The organism is Pseudomonas sp. (genome assembly GCF_028293835.1).
GTDB lineage: Bacteria > Pseudomonadota > Gammaproteobacteria > Pseudomonadales > Pseudomonadaceae > Aquipseudomonas.
The window spans coordinates 1-15,149 of the sequence record NZ_JAQGNX010000165.1; the positions used below are offsets into that span (position 1 = coordinate 1).

15 protein-coding genes are annotated in these 15,149 nt (G+C 58.4%); 6 read left to right on the plus strand and 9 right to left on the minus strand.

Going from position 1 to position 15,149, the window contains the following annotated elements; translation table 11 throughout:
* Positions 1-23: 23 nt before the first annotated feature.
* The 5 genes from JWR17_RS22060 to JWR17_RS22080 all read left to right on the plus strand — a co-directional run bounded on the left by JWR17_RS22060 (position 24) and on the right by JWR17_RS22080 (position 4,989).
* Entirely contained in the window at positions 24-680 is a 657-nt protein-coding gene (locus JWR17_RS22060) for a DsbA family oxidoreductase (RefSeq protein WP_299834881.1), read from the plus strand.
* Between the two features lie 56 nt (positions 681-736).
* Positions 737-1,450: a GntR family transcriptional regulator gene (locus JWR17_RS22065; RefSeq protein WP_299834815.1), complete on the plus strand. Its 714-nt coding sequence runs from the start codon at positions 737-739 to the stop codon at positions 1,448-1,450.
* Complete coding sequence (locus JWR17_RS22070) at positions 1,447-2,460, plus strand: ADP-ribosylglycohydrolase family protein (RefSeq protein ID WP_299834817.1); 1,014 nt, start codon at positions 1,447-1,449, stop codon at positions 2,458-2,460. The genes JWR17_RS22065 and JWR17_RS22070 overlap by 4 nt, the downstream gene beginning before the upstream one ends.
* Positions 2,461-2,609: 149 nt before the next feature.
* Entirely contained in the window at positions 2,610-4,079 is a 1,470-nt protein-coding gene (locus JWR17_RS22075) for a cytosine permease (RefSeq protein ID WP_299834818.1), read from the plus strand.
* The gene (locus tag JWR17_RS22080; RefSeq protein WP_299834820.1) at positions 4,069-4,989 is read left to right on the plus strand and encodes a PfkB family carbohydrate kinase; all 921 of its coding nucleotides are present in this window, start codon (positions 4,069-4,071) and stop codon (positions 4,987-4,989) included. Before JWR17_RS22075 ends, JWR17_RS22080 begins: the two co-directional genes overlap by 11 nt.
* Before the next feature lie 136 nt (positions 4,990-5,125).
* On the opposite strand, the gene JWR17_RS22085 is transcribed toward JWR17_RS22080, so the two are convergent.
* From JWR17_RS22085 to JWR17_RS22105, 5 genes are all read right to left on the minus strand, one after another.
* Entirely contained in the window at positions 5,126-6,523 is a 1,398-nt protein-coding gene (locus tag JWR17_RS22085; RefSeq protein ID WP_299834822.1) for a sigma-54 dependent transcriptional regulator, read from the minus strand.
* Entirely contained in the window at positions 6,520-8,271 is a 1,752-nt protein-coding gene (locus tag JWR17_RS22090) for a HAMP domain-containing sensor histidine kinase (protein WP_299834824.1), read from the minus strand. Before JWR17_RS22090 ends, JWR17_RS22085 begins: the two co-directional genes overlap by 4 nt.
* Before the next feature lie 158 nt (positions 8,272-8,429).
* Complete coding sequence (locus tag JWR17_RS22095) at positions 8,430-9,305, minus strand: alpha/beta fold hydrolase (RefSeq protein WP_299834826.1); 876 nt, start codon at positions 9,303-9,305, stop codon at positions 8,430-8,432.
* Entirely contained in the window at positions 9,302-10,696 is a 1,395-nt protein-coding gene (locus JWR17_RS22100) for an aminotransferase class III-fold pyridoxal phosphate-dependent enzyme (protein ID WP_299834828.1), read from the minus strand. The genes JWR17_RS22095 and JWR17_RS22100 overlap by 4 nt, the downstream gene beginning before the upstream one ends.
* Positions 10,689-11,387: an HAD-IB family phosphatase gene (locus JWR17_RS22105; RefSeq protein WP_299834830.1), complete on the minus strand. Its 699-nt coding sequence runs from the start codon at positions 11,385-11,387 to the stop codon at positions 10,689-10,691. Before JWR17_RS22105 ends, JWR17_RS22100 begins: the two co-directional genes overlap by 8 nt.
* A 313-nt stretch (positions 11,388-11,700) precedes the next feature.
* Between JWR17_RS22105 and JWR17_RS22110 the strand changes: the two genes are divergently transcribed.
* A complete protein-coding gene (locus JWR17_RS22110) occupies positions 11,701-12,432 on the plus strand; it encodes a MipA/OmpV family protein (protein WP_299834882.1) in 732 nt (243 codons plus the stop codon).
* A 36-nt stretch (positions 12,433-12,468) separates the two neighbouring features.
* Here the strand turns inward: JWR17_RS22110 and JWR17_RS22115 are convergent, their stop codons facing one another.
* The 4 genes from JWR17_RS22115 to JWR17_RS22130 all read right to left on the minus strand — a co-directional run bounded on the left by JWR17_RS22115 (position 12,469) and on the right by JWR17_RS22130 (position 15,147).
* Positions 12,469-12,861, minus strand: coding sequence for an EamA family transporter (locus JWR17_RS22115; RefSeq protein WP_299834832.1), 393 nt, complete (start codon positions 12,859-12,861; stop codon positions 12,469-12,471).
* Positions 12,862-12,868: 7 nt separating this feature from the next.
* Positions 12,869-13,243 (minus strand): EamA family transporter, encoded by a 375-nt coding sequence (locus tag JWR17_RS22120; protein ID WP_299834834.1) that lies wholly within the window; start codon positions 13,241-13,243, stop codon positions 12,869-12,871.
* A gap of 202 nt (positions 13,244-13,445) precedes the next feature.
* Positions 13,446-13,775 carry a GlpM family protein gene (locus JWR17_RS22125; RefSeq protein WP_299834884.1) on the minus strand — a complete coding sequence of 110 codons (330 nt, stop codon included), beginning with the start codon at positions 13,773-13,775 and terminating at the stop codon, positions 13,446-13,448.
* Between the two features lie 46 nt (positions 13,776-13,821).
* On the minus strand, positions 13,822-15,147 hold the full coding sequence (locus JWR17_RS22130) for a sigma-54 dependent transcriptional regulator (protein ID WP_299834885.1): 1,326 nt from the start codon (positions 15,145-15,147) through the stop codon (positions 13,822-13,824).
* Positions 15,148-15,149 lie beyond the last annotated feature (2 nt).

Genomic DNA, 15,149 nt, shown 5'->3' on the forward strand with positions numbered 1-15,149 from the left:
TGCCAATTGTGAGCGAGGGTTCCATGAGCACTGCCCTGAAAATCGATTTCGTCTCCGATGTGTCCTGCCCATGGTGTGTGGTTGGTCTGCGCGCGTTGAACCAGGCGCTGGCTGATCTAGGCGATGAGGTCAAGGCGGAGATCCATTTCCAGCCGTTCGAGCTTAATCCTAAGATGCCAGCCGAAGGCCAAGACCTCAACGAACACATCTTCGAGAAATATGGTTCGACACCTGAACAGTCGAAGCAGAATCGCGAAATGATCCGTCAACGGGGCGCCGAGCTGGGCTTTACGTTTTCTCAAGGCGACCGCCGTATCTACAACACCTTCGATGCCCATCGGCTGCTGCATTGGGCTGAGTTGGAAGGCAAGCAGCAAGCGCTGAAAGAAGCGCTGTTCGCCGCGTACTTTACCGACCACGCTGACCCTTCGGATCATCAGGTTCTGGCTAATGTGGCCGGGCAGGTTGGCCTGGATCGGCAACGCGCAGAATCAGTTCTGGCGTCGGGCGAATACAGCGCCGAGGTCCGCGAAATTGAACAGCTGTGGGTGTCACGAGGCGTCAGTTCGGTGCCGACCATCGTCTTTAACGACCGCTATGCAGTGTCGGGCGGCCAGCCAGTAGAAGCGTTTGCCGACGCCATTCGTCAGATCATCAGCGAGTCGGTTGAGGTGCAATAACGCTGAACTGAAAAACCACTTGCCTGACGCCCCCACTTTCGGTTATCACTTTGTACATGATTAGACATGTCCGATTTGATAAGAAACAACGCGTAGTCGATGAACTCGCACGGCGCATCGAGAGTGGCCAGTGGGGCGCCGGGAATTTATTGCCGGGTGAGCACCAAATGGCCGTTGAGTTTGATGTCAGCCGAGGCACGCTGCGTGAAGCCCTGTCCGAACTCAAGCGGCGCAATTACATTGCGACCCAGTCCGGCGTCGGTTCTATCGTCACCTACGACGGCATCTCGCTTGACCAACGCAGTGGTTGGGCACAAGCCCTGGCCGACTCCGGCGCGGGTATCAGCACCGAAGTTCTGCGCATCGTAGCGGTCGAGCGGCCTGACTTGGACGTGCGCTTCGGCACCACCCAATTCATTGCCGTCGACCGTCGTCGCCGGGCAGCCGACGGCAGCATGGTCTCCCTTGAGCGCGCTTTGATCCCCGCCCGCGACGGTTTGGAAAGCCTGCCTAAAACCGGCCTGATCGACGACTCCCTGACCATTACCATGGCTGCCCACGGCTACGTCGGTGATCGTGGTGATCAATGGATCGGCGCGGAGCCGTTGGCAGCTTCCGATGCGTTGTTGTTGCTACGCGAGCCCGGCAGTGTATTTCTCAAAGCACTGCGCACCACCTACGATCGCCACGAACGGTTCATGGAGCATGTAGAAAGCTTGCTCGACCCCGTGCATTTCCGTTTGCACCTGGCGTTCGGGAGCCAGTCATGAACCCCGAAGGCCGAGCTGATCGCGCATTGGCCGCGTTTTACGGGTTGGCCTTGGGCGACGCCCTGGGCATGCCGACGCAATCACTTAACCGCGAGCAAATCACCGCACGCTTCGGCTCAGTGACGAGCCTGCTCGATGCCGGCCCTGATCAACCCATCGCACCGAACATGGTCGCCGGTTCGATTACTGACGACACCGAACAAGCGGTGCTGGTCGCTGAGTTATTGATCGAAAGTGGCGGACACATCATCCCTTCGGACTTGGCCCAGCGCCTGATCGATTGGGAAGCGGTGATGCACGCCAAGGGTTCCCAAGACCTGCTGGGTCCTTCCACCAAGCGCGCCATCGAGATGATTCTCGCCGGTCACAGCCCCGAAGAAGCGGGCCGTTTCGGCACCACCAATGGTGCCGCGATGCGCATAACGCCGGTGGGCATCGCCGCCGATATCGCCCATCCACAACGTTTTATTAAGTCCGTGGTGCAAGCCTGCCAAGTTACCCACAACACCACGTTGGGGATCTCCAGCGCAGCGGCAGTGGCGGGCGTGGTCTCCGCTGGCATCAACGGCGCAACCCTGACCGAGGCACTCACTGCTGGGGTGATGTTCGCGCGAATGGGCGAGGGCTACGGGCACTGGGTAGCGGGCGGCCAGATCGCTGCGCGTATTCAGTGGGCCCGGACCTTGTGCGCTGACTGCGACAACACTCAGTTACCGGCGCTGTTGTACGAGGTGGTCGGTACCTCCGTAGCGTCGCAAGAATCGGTTGTCGCCGCATTCGCCCTAGCACACCAAGTGGCGTCGGGCCGATTGTCGGCCATCGATGCGTTGTGCATGGCTGCAAGTCTGGGCGGCGACACCGACACCATCGCGGCGGTATTGGGCGCGATGCTGGGTGCATGCCAAGGCTTGGGCGCCTGGCCGGTCGACATGATCAACCAGATAAAAGCGGTTAACCAACTTGAACTGGCGCCGCTGGTAGAGGGATTGCTGGCGTTGCGCGCTACCTGACACTGCTGCGGTAAAGAACGCTGCTGTCGCGCCGGGAAACCGCTGCCGGCATGAGGCGTCTGGCTGTCTGGATAACGCTGCAAGACATGGATGTCATTAGATTCCGTACTGCCCACAACCAAAACAATTGGCACATCAGGAGCCTGACTATGACTTCATCCAACGTCACTCAAGGCGCGGGACAGCTGGAAACCCGTGGCATCGAACCGGTGCCGGAAAACGAATGCAACGGCCATCCGCTGCAATTGTTCTGGGTCTGGTTCGCCGCCAACATCAGTATTCTCGGCTTGCCGCTGGGGGCGACGCTGGTCGCATTCCGTGGCCTGTCGATCTGGCAGGCAATCATCGTTGCCATTCTCGGTGCGGGCGGATCATTTGCCGTGGTCGGGATTATCTCGATTGCCGGACGTCGTGGCCGTGCGCCGAGCCTGACCTTGTCCCGCGCAATATTCGGCGTGCGCGGCAACATCGGGCCGACCATTGTTTCATTGATGTCACGGCTGGGCTGGGAAACGGTTAACTCCACCACCGCCGCCTTTGTGCTGCTGTCGCTGTGCGCCATCCTGTTTAACACGCCGGTGGAAGCCAAAAGCGCCCCGGGACTGACCCTGCTGTTCATTGGCATTTTTGTGCTGCTGACCTTGTGCGTTTCCGGTTTGGGCCACGCCACGTTGCTGGTGATTCAGAAGACCGCCACCTATGTGTTCGGTGCGCTGAACGTCGTGGTGGGCGGATTCTTGATTGCCAATATCGACTGGTCTGCCGTGTTCAATGCCACCCCGGCACCGGTCAGCGCCATGATCATTGGCGTCGGCACCATGGCTGCCGGTACCGGGATTGGTTGGGCCAACGCTGGCGCTGATATGTCGCGTTACCAACATGCCGGTGTGCGTGCCGGAAAACTGGTGGCGTCTGCTGCGTTCGGTGCCGGGATACCGCTGGTGCTGTTGATCACCCTCGGTGGGCTGCTGTCGGTGGGCAACGACCATCTGGCGTCCGCCACTGATCCGATCATTGCCATTCGTCAGCTGTTGCCGACCTGGATGGCGGTGCCGTACCTGATTACCGCGTTTGGCGGATTGCTGTTATCCAACAATTTGTCGGTGTATTCGGCGGGCCTGACCACCTTGACCCTGGGGTTGAAGATCAAGCGCGTGCACGCGGTGATCGTCGACATCGTTGCGATCTTCGCCGGATCGATCTATTTCATGCTGATCGCCGACAGCTTTTACGGCCCATTTATCACCTTTATTTCGCTGCTGGCGGTGCCGATCACCGCGTGGGTCGGGATCTTCGTCGTGGATTTGATGCACCGTCACTACTACTCGCCGACGGACTTGATGAACGTCACGTCAAGCAGCGCATATTGGTACCAAGGCGGTGTTGAATGGCGCGCGCTGGGTGCCTGGGCAGTCGCCATCGTGCTCGGCTTCAGCTTTACCACCATCGCCACCACGGCAGATAACGTGTTGTTTGCCGGCCCGTTGTCTGATTCGTGGCTGGGCCACAACGGCCTGGGCTGGATCGTCACCTTCATCGTCGCCGGCGGCATTTACGCCTTGCTCGGCGGCGCACGTGATCGTCGGATGGCCCTGAACGAGATGTCCCATGTCCGCTAGATTGCTTCACACCGGCCAGGTCGTTGTCGACCTGGTTATGGCTTTGGATAACCTGCCGCGCTCCGGTGGAGACGTGTTGGCGAGCTCCGCACGCTTCGAGGTGGGCGGCGGTTTCAACGTGATGGCTGCGGCTCGCCGCAACGGGATGTCGGTGATTTATCTGGGGCGTCACGGCAACGGGCAGTTCGGCGAACTGGCGCGCCAGGCGATGACCGGCGAAGGCATTCAAATCGCTGCGCCGGTCACTGATGGACAAGACACCGGTTTGTCCGTGGCACTGATTGAACCCTCGGCCGAGCGCTCGTTCATTTCTTACGTCGGCGCGGAGGGTGGGCTGTCGGCGAAGGATTTGGCCGGCGTTGAAGTGCAGGCAGGGGATTATGTCTATGTCAGCGGCTACAGCTTGCTGCACCCCGGCAAGGTTGAGTACCTGTTGGATTGGCTGAGTGCGCTGGGCGAGTCGGTAACCGTGGTATTCGACCCGGGTCCGTTGGTGAGTTCGCCCACGGCGCCAGAGGTGGCGAAGTTGCTACCCAGGGTTGATCTGTGGACCAGCAACCGTGAGGAAGCGCTGCGCTTCACTGGCGTTGAAGAGACCGCCGATGCGTTGCAGCGTCTGAAGGATCTGTTGCCGAAGGACGCGTTGATCGTGGTTCGTGACGGACCGCAAGGGTGTTGGATCAGTCAGCACGGGCAAGTGCGGCAGATACGCGGCTTCCCCGTGACCGCCATCGACACCAACGGCGCAGGCGACGCCCACGCCGGTGTGTTACTGGCAGCGCTGGCCGATGGCCTGACTGCCGACCAGGCGGCGTTACGCGCTAATGCCGCAGCGGCGCTCGCCGTCACCCGCAGAGGCCCGGCGACTTCGCCGACCTCCGCGGAAGTGGATGCGTTAGTGCTGCGCTAAGCCGCTTCGCGAACAAGTTCACGCCTACAGGATTTATGCAACCGACCCGAATCTGTAGGAGCCAACGTGTTGGCGAGGCCATTTAAGTCTCGCTAACATGTTGGCTCCTACAGTGGGTCTTGAGAACGCCGTCCACTCAACGAACAATCTTATCCACATGGATTTCAAGCTTTTTCAGTCGATACCACAGGCTCCGCTCGGAGATGCCGATCAACTGTGCAGCGGCGGCCTGGACGCCGTTGGTTTCTTGCAGGGCGGCCAGGATGTAGGCTTTTTCAACGTTGGCCAGCGCCGCATCCAGGTTGTCGGGAATGCCCACGCCTTCCGTCAAAAACTGACCGGTATTGCTCTCTATCGGCCGTGAGCCAAACAAGTAGGCGGGCAAGTCGTTTTCTTCGATGGTATTGCTCGACGCCACGATGGTGGCGCGTTCTACGCAATTTTGTAGCTCGCGAATATTGCCCGGCCACGGGTAGTTGGCCATCGCCTGCAACGCGTCTGCGCTGAAGCCGCTAATGCGTTTTCCCGCCGTGGCGCCCAGCACATGGGCAAAATGCCGGGCCAAGGGGGCGATATCTTCCGAGCGCTCGCGCAAGGGTGGCAGCGGAATCGGAAACACATTCAGACGGTAATAAAGATCCTCGCGAAATTCTTTATTGGCCACGGCTTCCAGCAGATTCTTGTTGGTCGCAGCGATTACCCGCACATCCACCTTGCGCTCTCGGGGATCGCCGACCGGCTCGATCACCCGCTCTTGCAGCGCGCGCAGGATTTTCGCCTGCAACGCCAGCGGCATATCGCCGACTTCATCGAGAAACAGCGTGCCTTTGTCGGCCTGCATAAAGCGCCCTACGCGGTCAGACACCGCGCCGGTAAATGCGCCTTTGCGGTGACCGAACATCTCGCTCTCCAGCAGCCCTTCGGGAATCGCCGCGCAGTTGACCGCGACAAACGGTTTGCCCGCGCGGTTACCGTGCTTGTGAATCGCACGTGCGATCATTTCTTTACCCGTACCGCTTTCGCCGGTCAGGAGGATCGTGGCGCTGCTGTCGCGGACCGAGTCCACTGCTTGCAGCACCCGACGAAAGGCCGGGCTTTCACCCACCATGCTGTCAATCTGCTGATGATGATCAAGCTCGGCGCGCAGCCGCTCGTTGTCACGCAAGATGTCACGAAACTGCAGGGCCTTGTTGACGGTGATGTCCAGCTCGTCGATGTCGAACGGCTTGCTGATGTAATCGAAAGCACCGTTGCGCATGGACTGCACGGCATTTTTCACCGTGCTATAGGCGGTCATGACGATCACCGGCAAGCCGGGATAGCGAAGTTTGATTTCCGCCAACAACTGCGGTCCGTCCATCCCCGGCATACGCCAGTCGCTGATCACCAGATCAATCTCTTCACGCTCGAGCACCGCCAGGGCATGCAGGCCGTTGCCGGCAGTGAACACCTGAATCTCGCCTTGGCTCAAGGCTGACGCCAACAGATCGCAGAGCTTGGGTTCGTCGTCGACCACCAGCACGTTATGGCTCATGCCAGACCTCCGTCATGGGCTGGCAGGTACAGATTGAACGTTGCTCCAGCGCCCACAGTGCTGACGCATTCCACCCGGCCGTCATGGTTCTCCATGATCGAAAAGACCTTGGCCAGGCCCAATCCGGTACCGGAGGCCTTTGTGGTGACAAAGGGGTTAAAGATACGCTCGAGCATGTCGGATTCAACGCCTTGGCCGCTGTCGGAAATGCCAATGATTGTAATGTTTTGGGCCCAGGAGATGTCGATTGTCAGGGTACCGCCGCCGGGCATGGCGTCGATGGCATTAAGCACCAGATTCAAACACGCTTGGGTGAGCTGGCGTGCGTCTGCGTAAATCGTCGCGTTGGCATCATGTTCGACTATTCGCGCTTCCACTTTATGCGTCGACAATTCAGGCGCGCAGAAGCCCAGCAGGTCCTCTAACAGCGGCCTGGCCAGCTGCGTGGAGCGGATCGGTGCGCTGGGTTTGGCGAAGTCGAGAAACTCAGTAATCAGGTCGTTGATCCGGGTGACTTCGGAAATCACATATTCCAGGTGACGCATGTCGGCTTCTGGCAAAGACGCCCGGCGGTGCAGCAACTGGGTCGCGGTCTTGATGATACCCAGTGGATTCCGGATTTCGTGGGCCAGGCCCATGGCCACTTCGCCCAATGCATGCAGGCGGTCGCGACGGCGCAGTTGGGCTTCAAGGTGCTGGAGTTCCTTCAAGCGCTCGGTCATATGGTTGAAGGTGGTGCTCAGCTCGGCAATTTCATCGCTGCCCACCACTTCAACCCGTTGCCGATAATCGCCTGCGGTGACCGCCCTGACGCCTTCGGACAGCCTGCGCAACGGCCGGGTCAAACGCCGGGAAATCAACCAGCCGACGCTCAACGAGAGCACTGAACCGAGCAGCAGAATAGCCAGGAACAAGTTGGTTTGATTCACCAGCCCGACCAGTGTCGTGTGGCGCAGCAGCCCGCTGAAGATGATTCCTTGCAGTTCGCCGTTGTCATTGAAAATCGGCGTGTACAGCCCGGAATAAGCGCTGGTGGATTGTTCGTTGGGCTGTTTTGTATCGCGCAGGATCTGTTCGATTTGCTGCGGCACCACCGCCGGGTGGTTCATGAAGCGCTGGGTCGAGAAAATCTCGCTGAACCCGCCCGCGTCGTTCATGTACAAGCGCAAGTCCAGAGAGTGCACATCGGCCACGCTGGTGAGAAAGCTACTGTCCAGATAGGTGCCGATCAGCAATTCGTAGTCAACGCCGTCCTGGGTAGACGGATACGTCGATACCACGACACCGGCAAACACGCTGCCGTTGTGGATAGTTTGCAACACCGCGTCAGGGGCGAGGCTGATCTGGTCGATGATGTTATCCGACGCTGTCGAAAACACCACCTTATGATCTTTGGTGCGAATCAAAGCGACCACGTCGATGCCCATGGCGTTGGCGAGGTCGGAGGTCAATTTGTTGTGCCGAGCCGATGAGTTCGTGAACGGGCGAGTATTTTGCAGAAACAGTGGCGAGACCCTGGCGTTATCGCGCTGGATTTCGCTGATTTCGTCTTGAACGATCCGGGTAGATTCTTGCAACCAGACCCGCACGTTACTTTCGAATATTTGTGACAAGGTGGTCGCGGCGAGCTCAGCGGCGATCATCGTCGGAATCACGCTCACCAGCCAAAATGCCAGTACCAGCTTACGCTGCAAGCTCCAACGCGAGAGGGAAAACACTTTCTGGGTGGGGCCGGGTTGTTCAGTCATTACGTTCGCTTATCGGAGCAGCCAAACCAGGTGGTGATCGTTCCGAAGAACGGCGAGCGTTTCCAGCCAGACCCAGTCCTTTCAGTACGCCGGATAAGCAGTCGTGGTACGGACTGCCCAGAGAACTGAAAGGAGTATGGGCGAGAAACAGGATGGGTTCAGGCCGTTTGTCGCTGATCGTTCAAACAGACCGCTTCAGCCGGTAATTGTTCTATCACGCCATCGATGAAGTCAGCGCTCAAGGTAATGACCTTCCGATACTGCAGATCCACGGTGATCATGTGATAGCAATTATCCAGCAACACTTTAGTGACAGGGCCCGCTAAATGTTTCTCGCAGTAATCCGCGTTCCAACGACTGGTGATGTCGTCCTCGATGGAATGCAGAATCAAGGCCGGAGCCTTGACCGTACGCATGCCTTTTTTAACCACGGCGACCAGGCGATGCAATTCTCGGACGTTGATCCCCGACATGGTCAACAACCCGGCATTGCTGCTTTCGCCGGCTTTCATCTGACGTTCGACGATAGCCCGCAGACGTGCGTCTTTGATGCCGTACGGCGAGGTTTCATTGAAGCGGCACAAGTGCACGCCAAACGGAATGGCCATCAGCAAAGGCGCCAATACCGCCGCTTTCGGAATGTTCCAGCCGTCGTAGCGCAAAGTGGTCGAGTACAGCAGTAAACCGGCGACTTGCCCCGGATGCTCGGCCGCCATATGCATGGACAATACAGCGCCCATGGACAACCCGCCGACGAACACCTGTTCGTGCCGTTGGCGAATGCCGACAAAGGTTTTACGCGCGCTTTCGTACCAGTCTTTCCAACCGGTGGCTTGCAGATCAGCGTTGTCGCCGCAGTGCCCGGCAAGCGTGGGCACATAAACCGTGTACCCGCGCTTGGCCAGGCCTTGGGCCACCCGACGGAGTTCCGTCGGGGTGCCGGTCAGGCCGTGGATCAACAACACCGCGACCGGGCCGCTGCCGAGAACGAAACTGGCGTCGCCTTCGCCCATGTCGATCTCTGACAGGTTCACCGCTTCATTGCCCGATGCAGCAGGCGGTCGAGAAGGGCGATGCCGAGGTCGATTTCTGCGTAGCTGATTTCCAGCGACGGTGCCAAGGTGATCACGTTTTTGTAGTAGCCGCCCACGTCGAGAATCAGGCCGAGTTTCTTACCGTCGATTTCAATGTCGCCCTTCATGCCTTCGTCAACCATGAAGTCCAGGGTCGCTTTGTCTGGGGTGAAGCCGTCTGGACCGCAGATTTCTGCACGCAAAGCCAAGCCCAGGCCATCGACGTCGCCGATGATCGGGTAGCGCTTTTGCAGGTCTTGCAGGCCCGCCAGGAAGTACTTGCCCTTTTCCATGACCATCGCGCCGTAATCGACTTCCGAGGTCATTTTAAACATTTCCAGACCTACCGCCGTACCCAGTGGGTTTGAGGCGAAGGTGGAGTGGGTCGATCCAGGTGGGAAGATCGTAGGGTTGATCAACTCTTCCCGCGCCCAAATGCCGCCCAGTGGGTTGAGGCCGTTGGTCAACGCTTTACCGAAGACGATAACGTCTGGTTTGACGTCGAAGTGCTCGATGGACCACAGCTTGCCGGTGCGGTAGAAGCCCATCTGGATTTCGTCGACAACCATCAAGATGCCGTGCTGATCCAGCACTTGCTTCAATTCTTTGTAGAAGTTCATCGGCGGAATAACGTAGCCGCCGGTGCCTTGGATAGGCTCGACGTAGAACGCGGCGTATTCGCACTGATTGGTTTTAGGATCCCAGACGCCGTTGTATTCGGTTTCGAACAGGCGGGCGAACTGCTGAACGCAGTAGCTGCCATATTCTTCTTTGGTCATGCCTTTTGGACCACGGAAGTGGTACGGGAAAGGCACAAACTGTGCGCGCTCGCCGAAATGGCCATAACGGCGACGGTAGCGGTAGCTCGAAGTGATGGACGAAGCGCCCAGCGTACGACCGTGGTAGCCGCCTTCAAAAGCAAACATCAGGCTTTTGCCGTTGCTGGCGTTACGCACGACCTTCAAGGAGTCTTCGATGGACTGCGAACCGCCGACGTTGAAGTGAACGCGACCGTCCATACCGAATTTCTTCTTGGCATCAACCGCGATCATTTCCGACAGCTCGATTTTGCCGCGGTGCAGGTATTGGCTGGCAATCTGCGGCATCGAATCGATCTGTGCCTTCAGGGCGTTGTTCAGACGTGGGTTGGCGTAACCGAAGTTCACCGCCGAGTACCACATTTGCAGGTCGAGGTAAGCCTGGTCGCTGGTATCGTAAACATACGAACCTTCACAGCGGTTGAAAATTCGCGGCGGATCGATGTAGTGAACGGTGTCGCCGAACGAGCAATATTTCGCTTCTTTTTCCAGAAGAATCTGGTCTTCAGCGGTAGCGATACGGATGTCAGACATGGTGGAAGAGTTCCTGCTGTTCAAGAGGGAGGCTGTGTGCGCGCGCCGGTTCGCTGTGAGGCAAGCGGGCGAGCAGGGCCGGTAAATCGGCAAAGGTGTCGAAGCGGGCATACGGGATGCCATTGCGTTCGCAATGTTCTGCCAGGCGATCCTTGGCGAATACGAAGTCGGCGGTGCTGGCGACGCACATGTCCGATTGGCCGTCGCCGATCACCAGCACGCGTTTGCCTTCAGGCGCGGATTTGCATTTGCAGTTACCGGATGCTGCGCGGCAGGCGTCGCTGGAATAAGGAAATTCTATGCGCCAGCCGTCAGGACCGATCTGACGCAGGCGGTTGGCAATGATCGGCAGCAGCGGTGCATTGTTGCGCGACAAAATGCGTGCGATGCCCTGCTCGATGCCATCGCTGACAATGTCCAGCGACGCGCCGCGACCCATGACCAGTTCAACGAAATCAGGAAATGCCGGATCAATAGCGATAGTGTCGAAATAGCCCAGAAGCTCGTTAGGCGTGGCTTTAACCATAGCCAATTGGCGGCTCAAACATTCTCGCGAACCGATTTTGCCAGACAGCCATTCATCTTCGATGGCCTCCCAGCTTGGGTCAGCGAAACGCTCCAGGATGTTATCTATCGCGTCAGTCCGGGTGACGGTCCCATCGAAATCACACACGATATGCCAATGCATCATCTGCAGGTGCCTACTTAAGTGAGAGCGCTCTTTGCGCTTGCACAGGGGTAGAGCATAGACTGTGCCACATGCAGATTTCGCCGCCAGAGCCCGGTGTAGAGCGGGTTCGCCATTAAGGGAGTAGGGTTGGCCGTCAGGCGAGCTACAATTTTTGTAGGTCGCTACAAACAACATAAGTGCTTGCGTGAATGGGTCCGGCCAGGGATTGATTCACGCACGTTCCAACAGTACGAGAATATTTTTCATGCACTTGATCCTGCTTAACCGTTGCGTTCGCTCGGTAGTCACTGGCTTCGCAGCCTTCGCCTGCGCTATGAGTTTTAGCGCCCAGGGCCACGCCGAACCCATTACCGGCGACGTCGGTGCGGGCATCGGTTACAAAGCCAGCGATCCAACCGGCGTGCATTACGACCTTGAAGCATTTCCCTATCTGGATTTGGACTGGGGCGACGTGGGCTTGAGCTCCGACGACGGGCTGAACTGGAAGGTGTTCAAGTTTGACGGCTGGAGTGTCGGCCCGTTTGCCAACTACGTACCGGGTCGTACCGCTAACGGCTCGTTGCGCGGCTTGCGTGATGTGTCGGACATGGCTGAACTCGGTGGATTTGTGCAGTACAGCCCGGCTGATTTTTGGCGAGTGTTCGCGGAAATGGGCCGCGCTGTGGGTGGCAGCGAGGGCCAGGGCGGGATACTGGGCCGGGTTGGTGGCGAGTTAGGTTACCCGTTAGGGCTGGGGATTATTGGCGACACCGAGGTGACTGCCCATTACGCGGACGGCCGGCAGGCGCAGACTTTCTTCGGCGTCAGTTCACAAGAAGCACAGGCTTCCGGCTTCCAGCAATACAACGCCAGCGGCGGCCTGCAAAAAGTTGCACTGACCCAAAGCTTGCAGTTTCCACTGGCTGACGGCTGGCTGCTGCTGACCAGCGCCACCTGGACTCACCTGACCAACTCCGCGGCAGACAGCTCGATCGTCAAGGACAAAGGCGATGACAACCAGAGCGAAGTCAACGTGGCCGTGGCGTATCACTTCAAGGGGTTGTGAGTACGTCTCGCGCCTCAAATCTGTAGGAGGGAATGTTCATACCTCTTGCTTACCCTCCGCCAGTAACACGATTCCGCCGATGATCACGCACACGCCCAGCCAATGCAGGGCGCTGATGCTTTCGCCCAAACCCAGCCATGACCCAAGCAATACCACGACAAACACCAGCGAACTCAGCGGGAACGCCAGCGACAATTTGCTGCTGCGCAAGATCAGCATCCAGGTGAGAAACGAGCCGATATAGCAGAACACCGCGACCATCACCGCCACGCTGCTCAGCGCTGCCAACAGCCAGTTCAAGCCGAACGGAATCGCCGCCAAGCCATCGCCGCCCACTTTCAACGACAACTGCGCGCCGCTTTCAAACGCGATCAACAACACCCACAACACCCAACTCGCGCCGGGACTTTCAATCCAGTTATTGGTCATGATGACCTCAAGCTCCCGTGGCGCAAACCAGCATTACGCCGGCAGTGATGACCAGCGTACCTACCCAACGACGTCGGCTGACGGCTTCGCCCAGCACCAATCGCCCGCCCAGCACTACACCGCAATAGCTCAGACTGATGGCTGGAAATACCAGACTCAGCGGCGCCAGGGACAGCACCTCCAGCCAGGCAACGAACAGCACCGCATAACAACTCACGCCACACCACAGCAGCGGGGCGCCGGCGATCTGCCGCCAGAAATGGCTCAAGCGAAAGCCACCCGCGTGCTCCGGCAAGCGATCGAGGCCGAGCTTGAAGGCGATTTGGCCAATGACATCGAGGGCGATGCACAGCGCGATCAGCAGCATCACGGATGGGGTCAAGAGAACAGCTCCAGCAGGTTGGACCGGAGTGATGCAAGGGCTGGGCCGTTCTTGGATGATTTCGGTCCTACAGGCATTTGCAATCCTCTTTAGGAGCCACGTGTTGGCGAGGCAGGAGACGCGGTTCATCTGAATATCTTTGGTACTGCTGATATCGCCAACACGTTGGTTCCTGCAAATTTGCGTATGTCTGAATCATGCCTCACCCATGAAACCGCACCCACACCGTCACCAAAACGGTCGCCGCGATCAGCCAGGCCACGGCTGCCAGTGCGAGAGAAACCTCCAGGCGCCAGCGGTCAACCAGCACGTACAGCGCGGCCAGGTACACGAAGTAGGGAATGATTGACCACATGCCAAACAGGATGGTGGTCTTCAGATCGTCCAGTGATCGACCTTTACCGACGATGTAATGGGCAATCAAGGCAAAGGTCGGAAACAGTGGGACCAGCCCGGCGATGTAATAATTTTTGGTCTTGGCCAATGCGGCCAGAATCAGTACGACAGCAGCGCCCAACAGGGCTTTGAAAATCAGGTCCACGAGGTTCTCTTATTTAATTGCCAACACAGCGGACGGATCAGCCCAGTCCATATTTTTTTACCTTGTCGAACAACGTGGTCTTGGCCATTCCCAATTCCTGGCTGGCCTGGCTCAGATTGCCGCCGCTGCGGTTCAAGGCATCGGTCAACAGGTTTTTTTCGAAGGTCTCCACCGCCTCGGCGAAGTCGAGGCTGCTGTTCGCCGCGCCGGTTCCCGACTTCTTGAATGCCGGAAGGCCCAGCGCATAACGCTCGGCGACGTTGCGCAGTTCCCTGACATTCCCCGGCCACTCATGGGCCATCAGGCTCGATAACGTCTGGCGGTCCAGTTCTGGCGTGTCGCGGTCGAAACGTAGCGCTGACAACTGCAGAAAGTATTCGAACAATTGCAGGATGTCTTCGCGTCGCTCGCGCAGTGGTGGCAGTTCCAGCGTCACCACGTTCAGTCGGTAATACAGGTCGCTGCGAAACTGATTGGCTTTGCTCCGCTCGTCCAGATCGGATTTGGTCGCGGCGATCACCCGACAATCCACCGCTACACTTTGGTTTGACCCCAAACGTTCCAGTGTGCGTTCCTGCAAAACCCGCAGCAGTTTGATTTGCAGGTTCAGCGGCATGCTCTCCACTTCATCGAGAAACAGCGTGCCGTTGTGGGCGTGCTCGATCTTGCCGATCCGCCGTTTGCCAGCGCCGGTAAATGCGTTGGCTTCGTGGCCAAAGATTTCACTTTCGAACAAGCTTTCCGGCAGTCCACCGCAATTGAGCGCAACAAATTGATGAGTGTGACGACGGCTGAAGTCATGCAAGCAGCGGGCGACCAATTCCTTACCGGTGCCGGTTTCACCTTCGATCAGCACATTGGCCGAAGTGTCCGCCACGTTGGCGATCAAGGCGCGCAGGTTCTGCATGGCGGGCGAACGGCCAATGATTCGACTTTCCAACGAGTTGCGTTGGGCCAATTGCCGACGCAGCGACCAGACCTCTCGGGCCAGTCCGCGCTGCTCCAAAGCACGTCTCGCCACTTCCACCAGGCGCTCGGGAGAAAACGGTTTTTCCATGAAGTCGTAGGCGCCGTCGCGCATGGCATTGACGGCCATGGAGATGTCACCGTGCCCGGTAATCAACACCACTGGCAGGCTACGGTCCCGGGCTTTAAGGCGGGTCAGCAATTCCAGGCCGTCGATGCCGGGCAAGCGGATGTCGCTGATGACAATACCGGCGAAATCATCGCCGATTCGCGCCAGCGCTTCTTCGGCACTGCCCACGCCCTCGCTGGGAATATCTTCCAGTGCCAGCGCTTGCTGGCAGCCCAAAAGCACGTGGGGGTCGTCCTCGACGATCAGAACGGTGAGTTCGCTGTTCATGC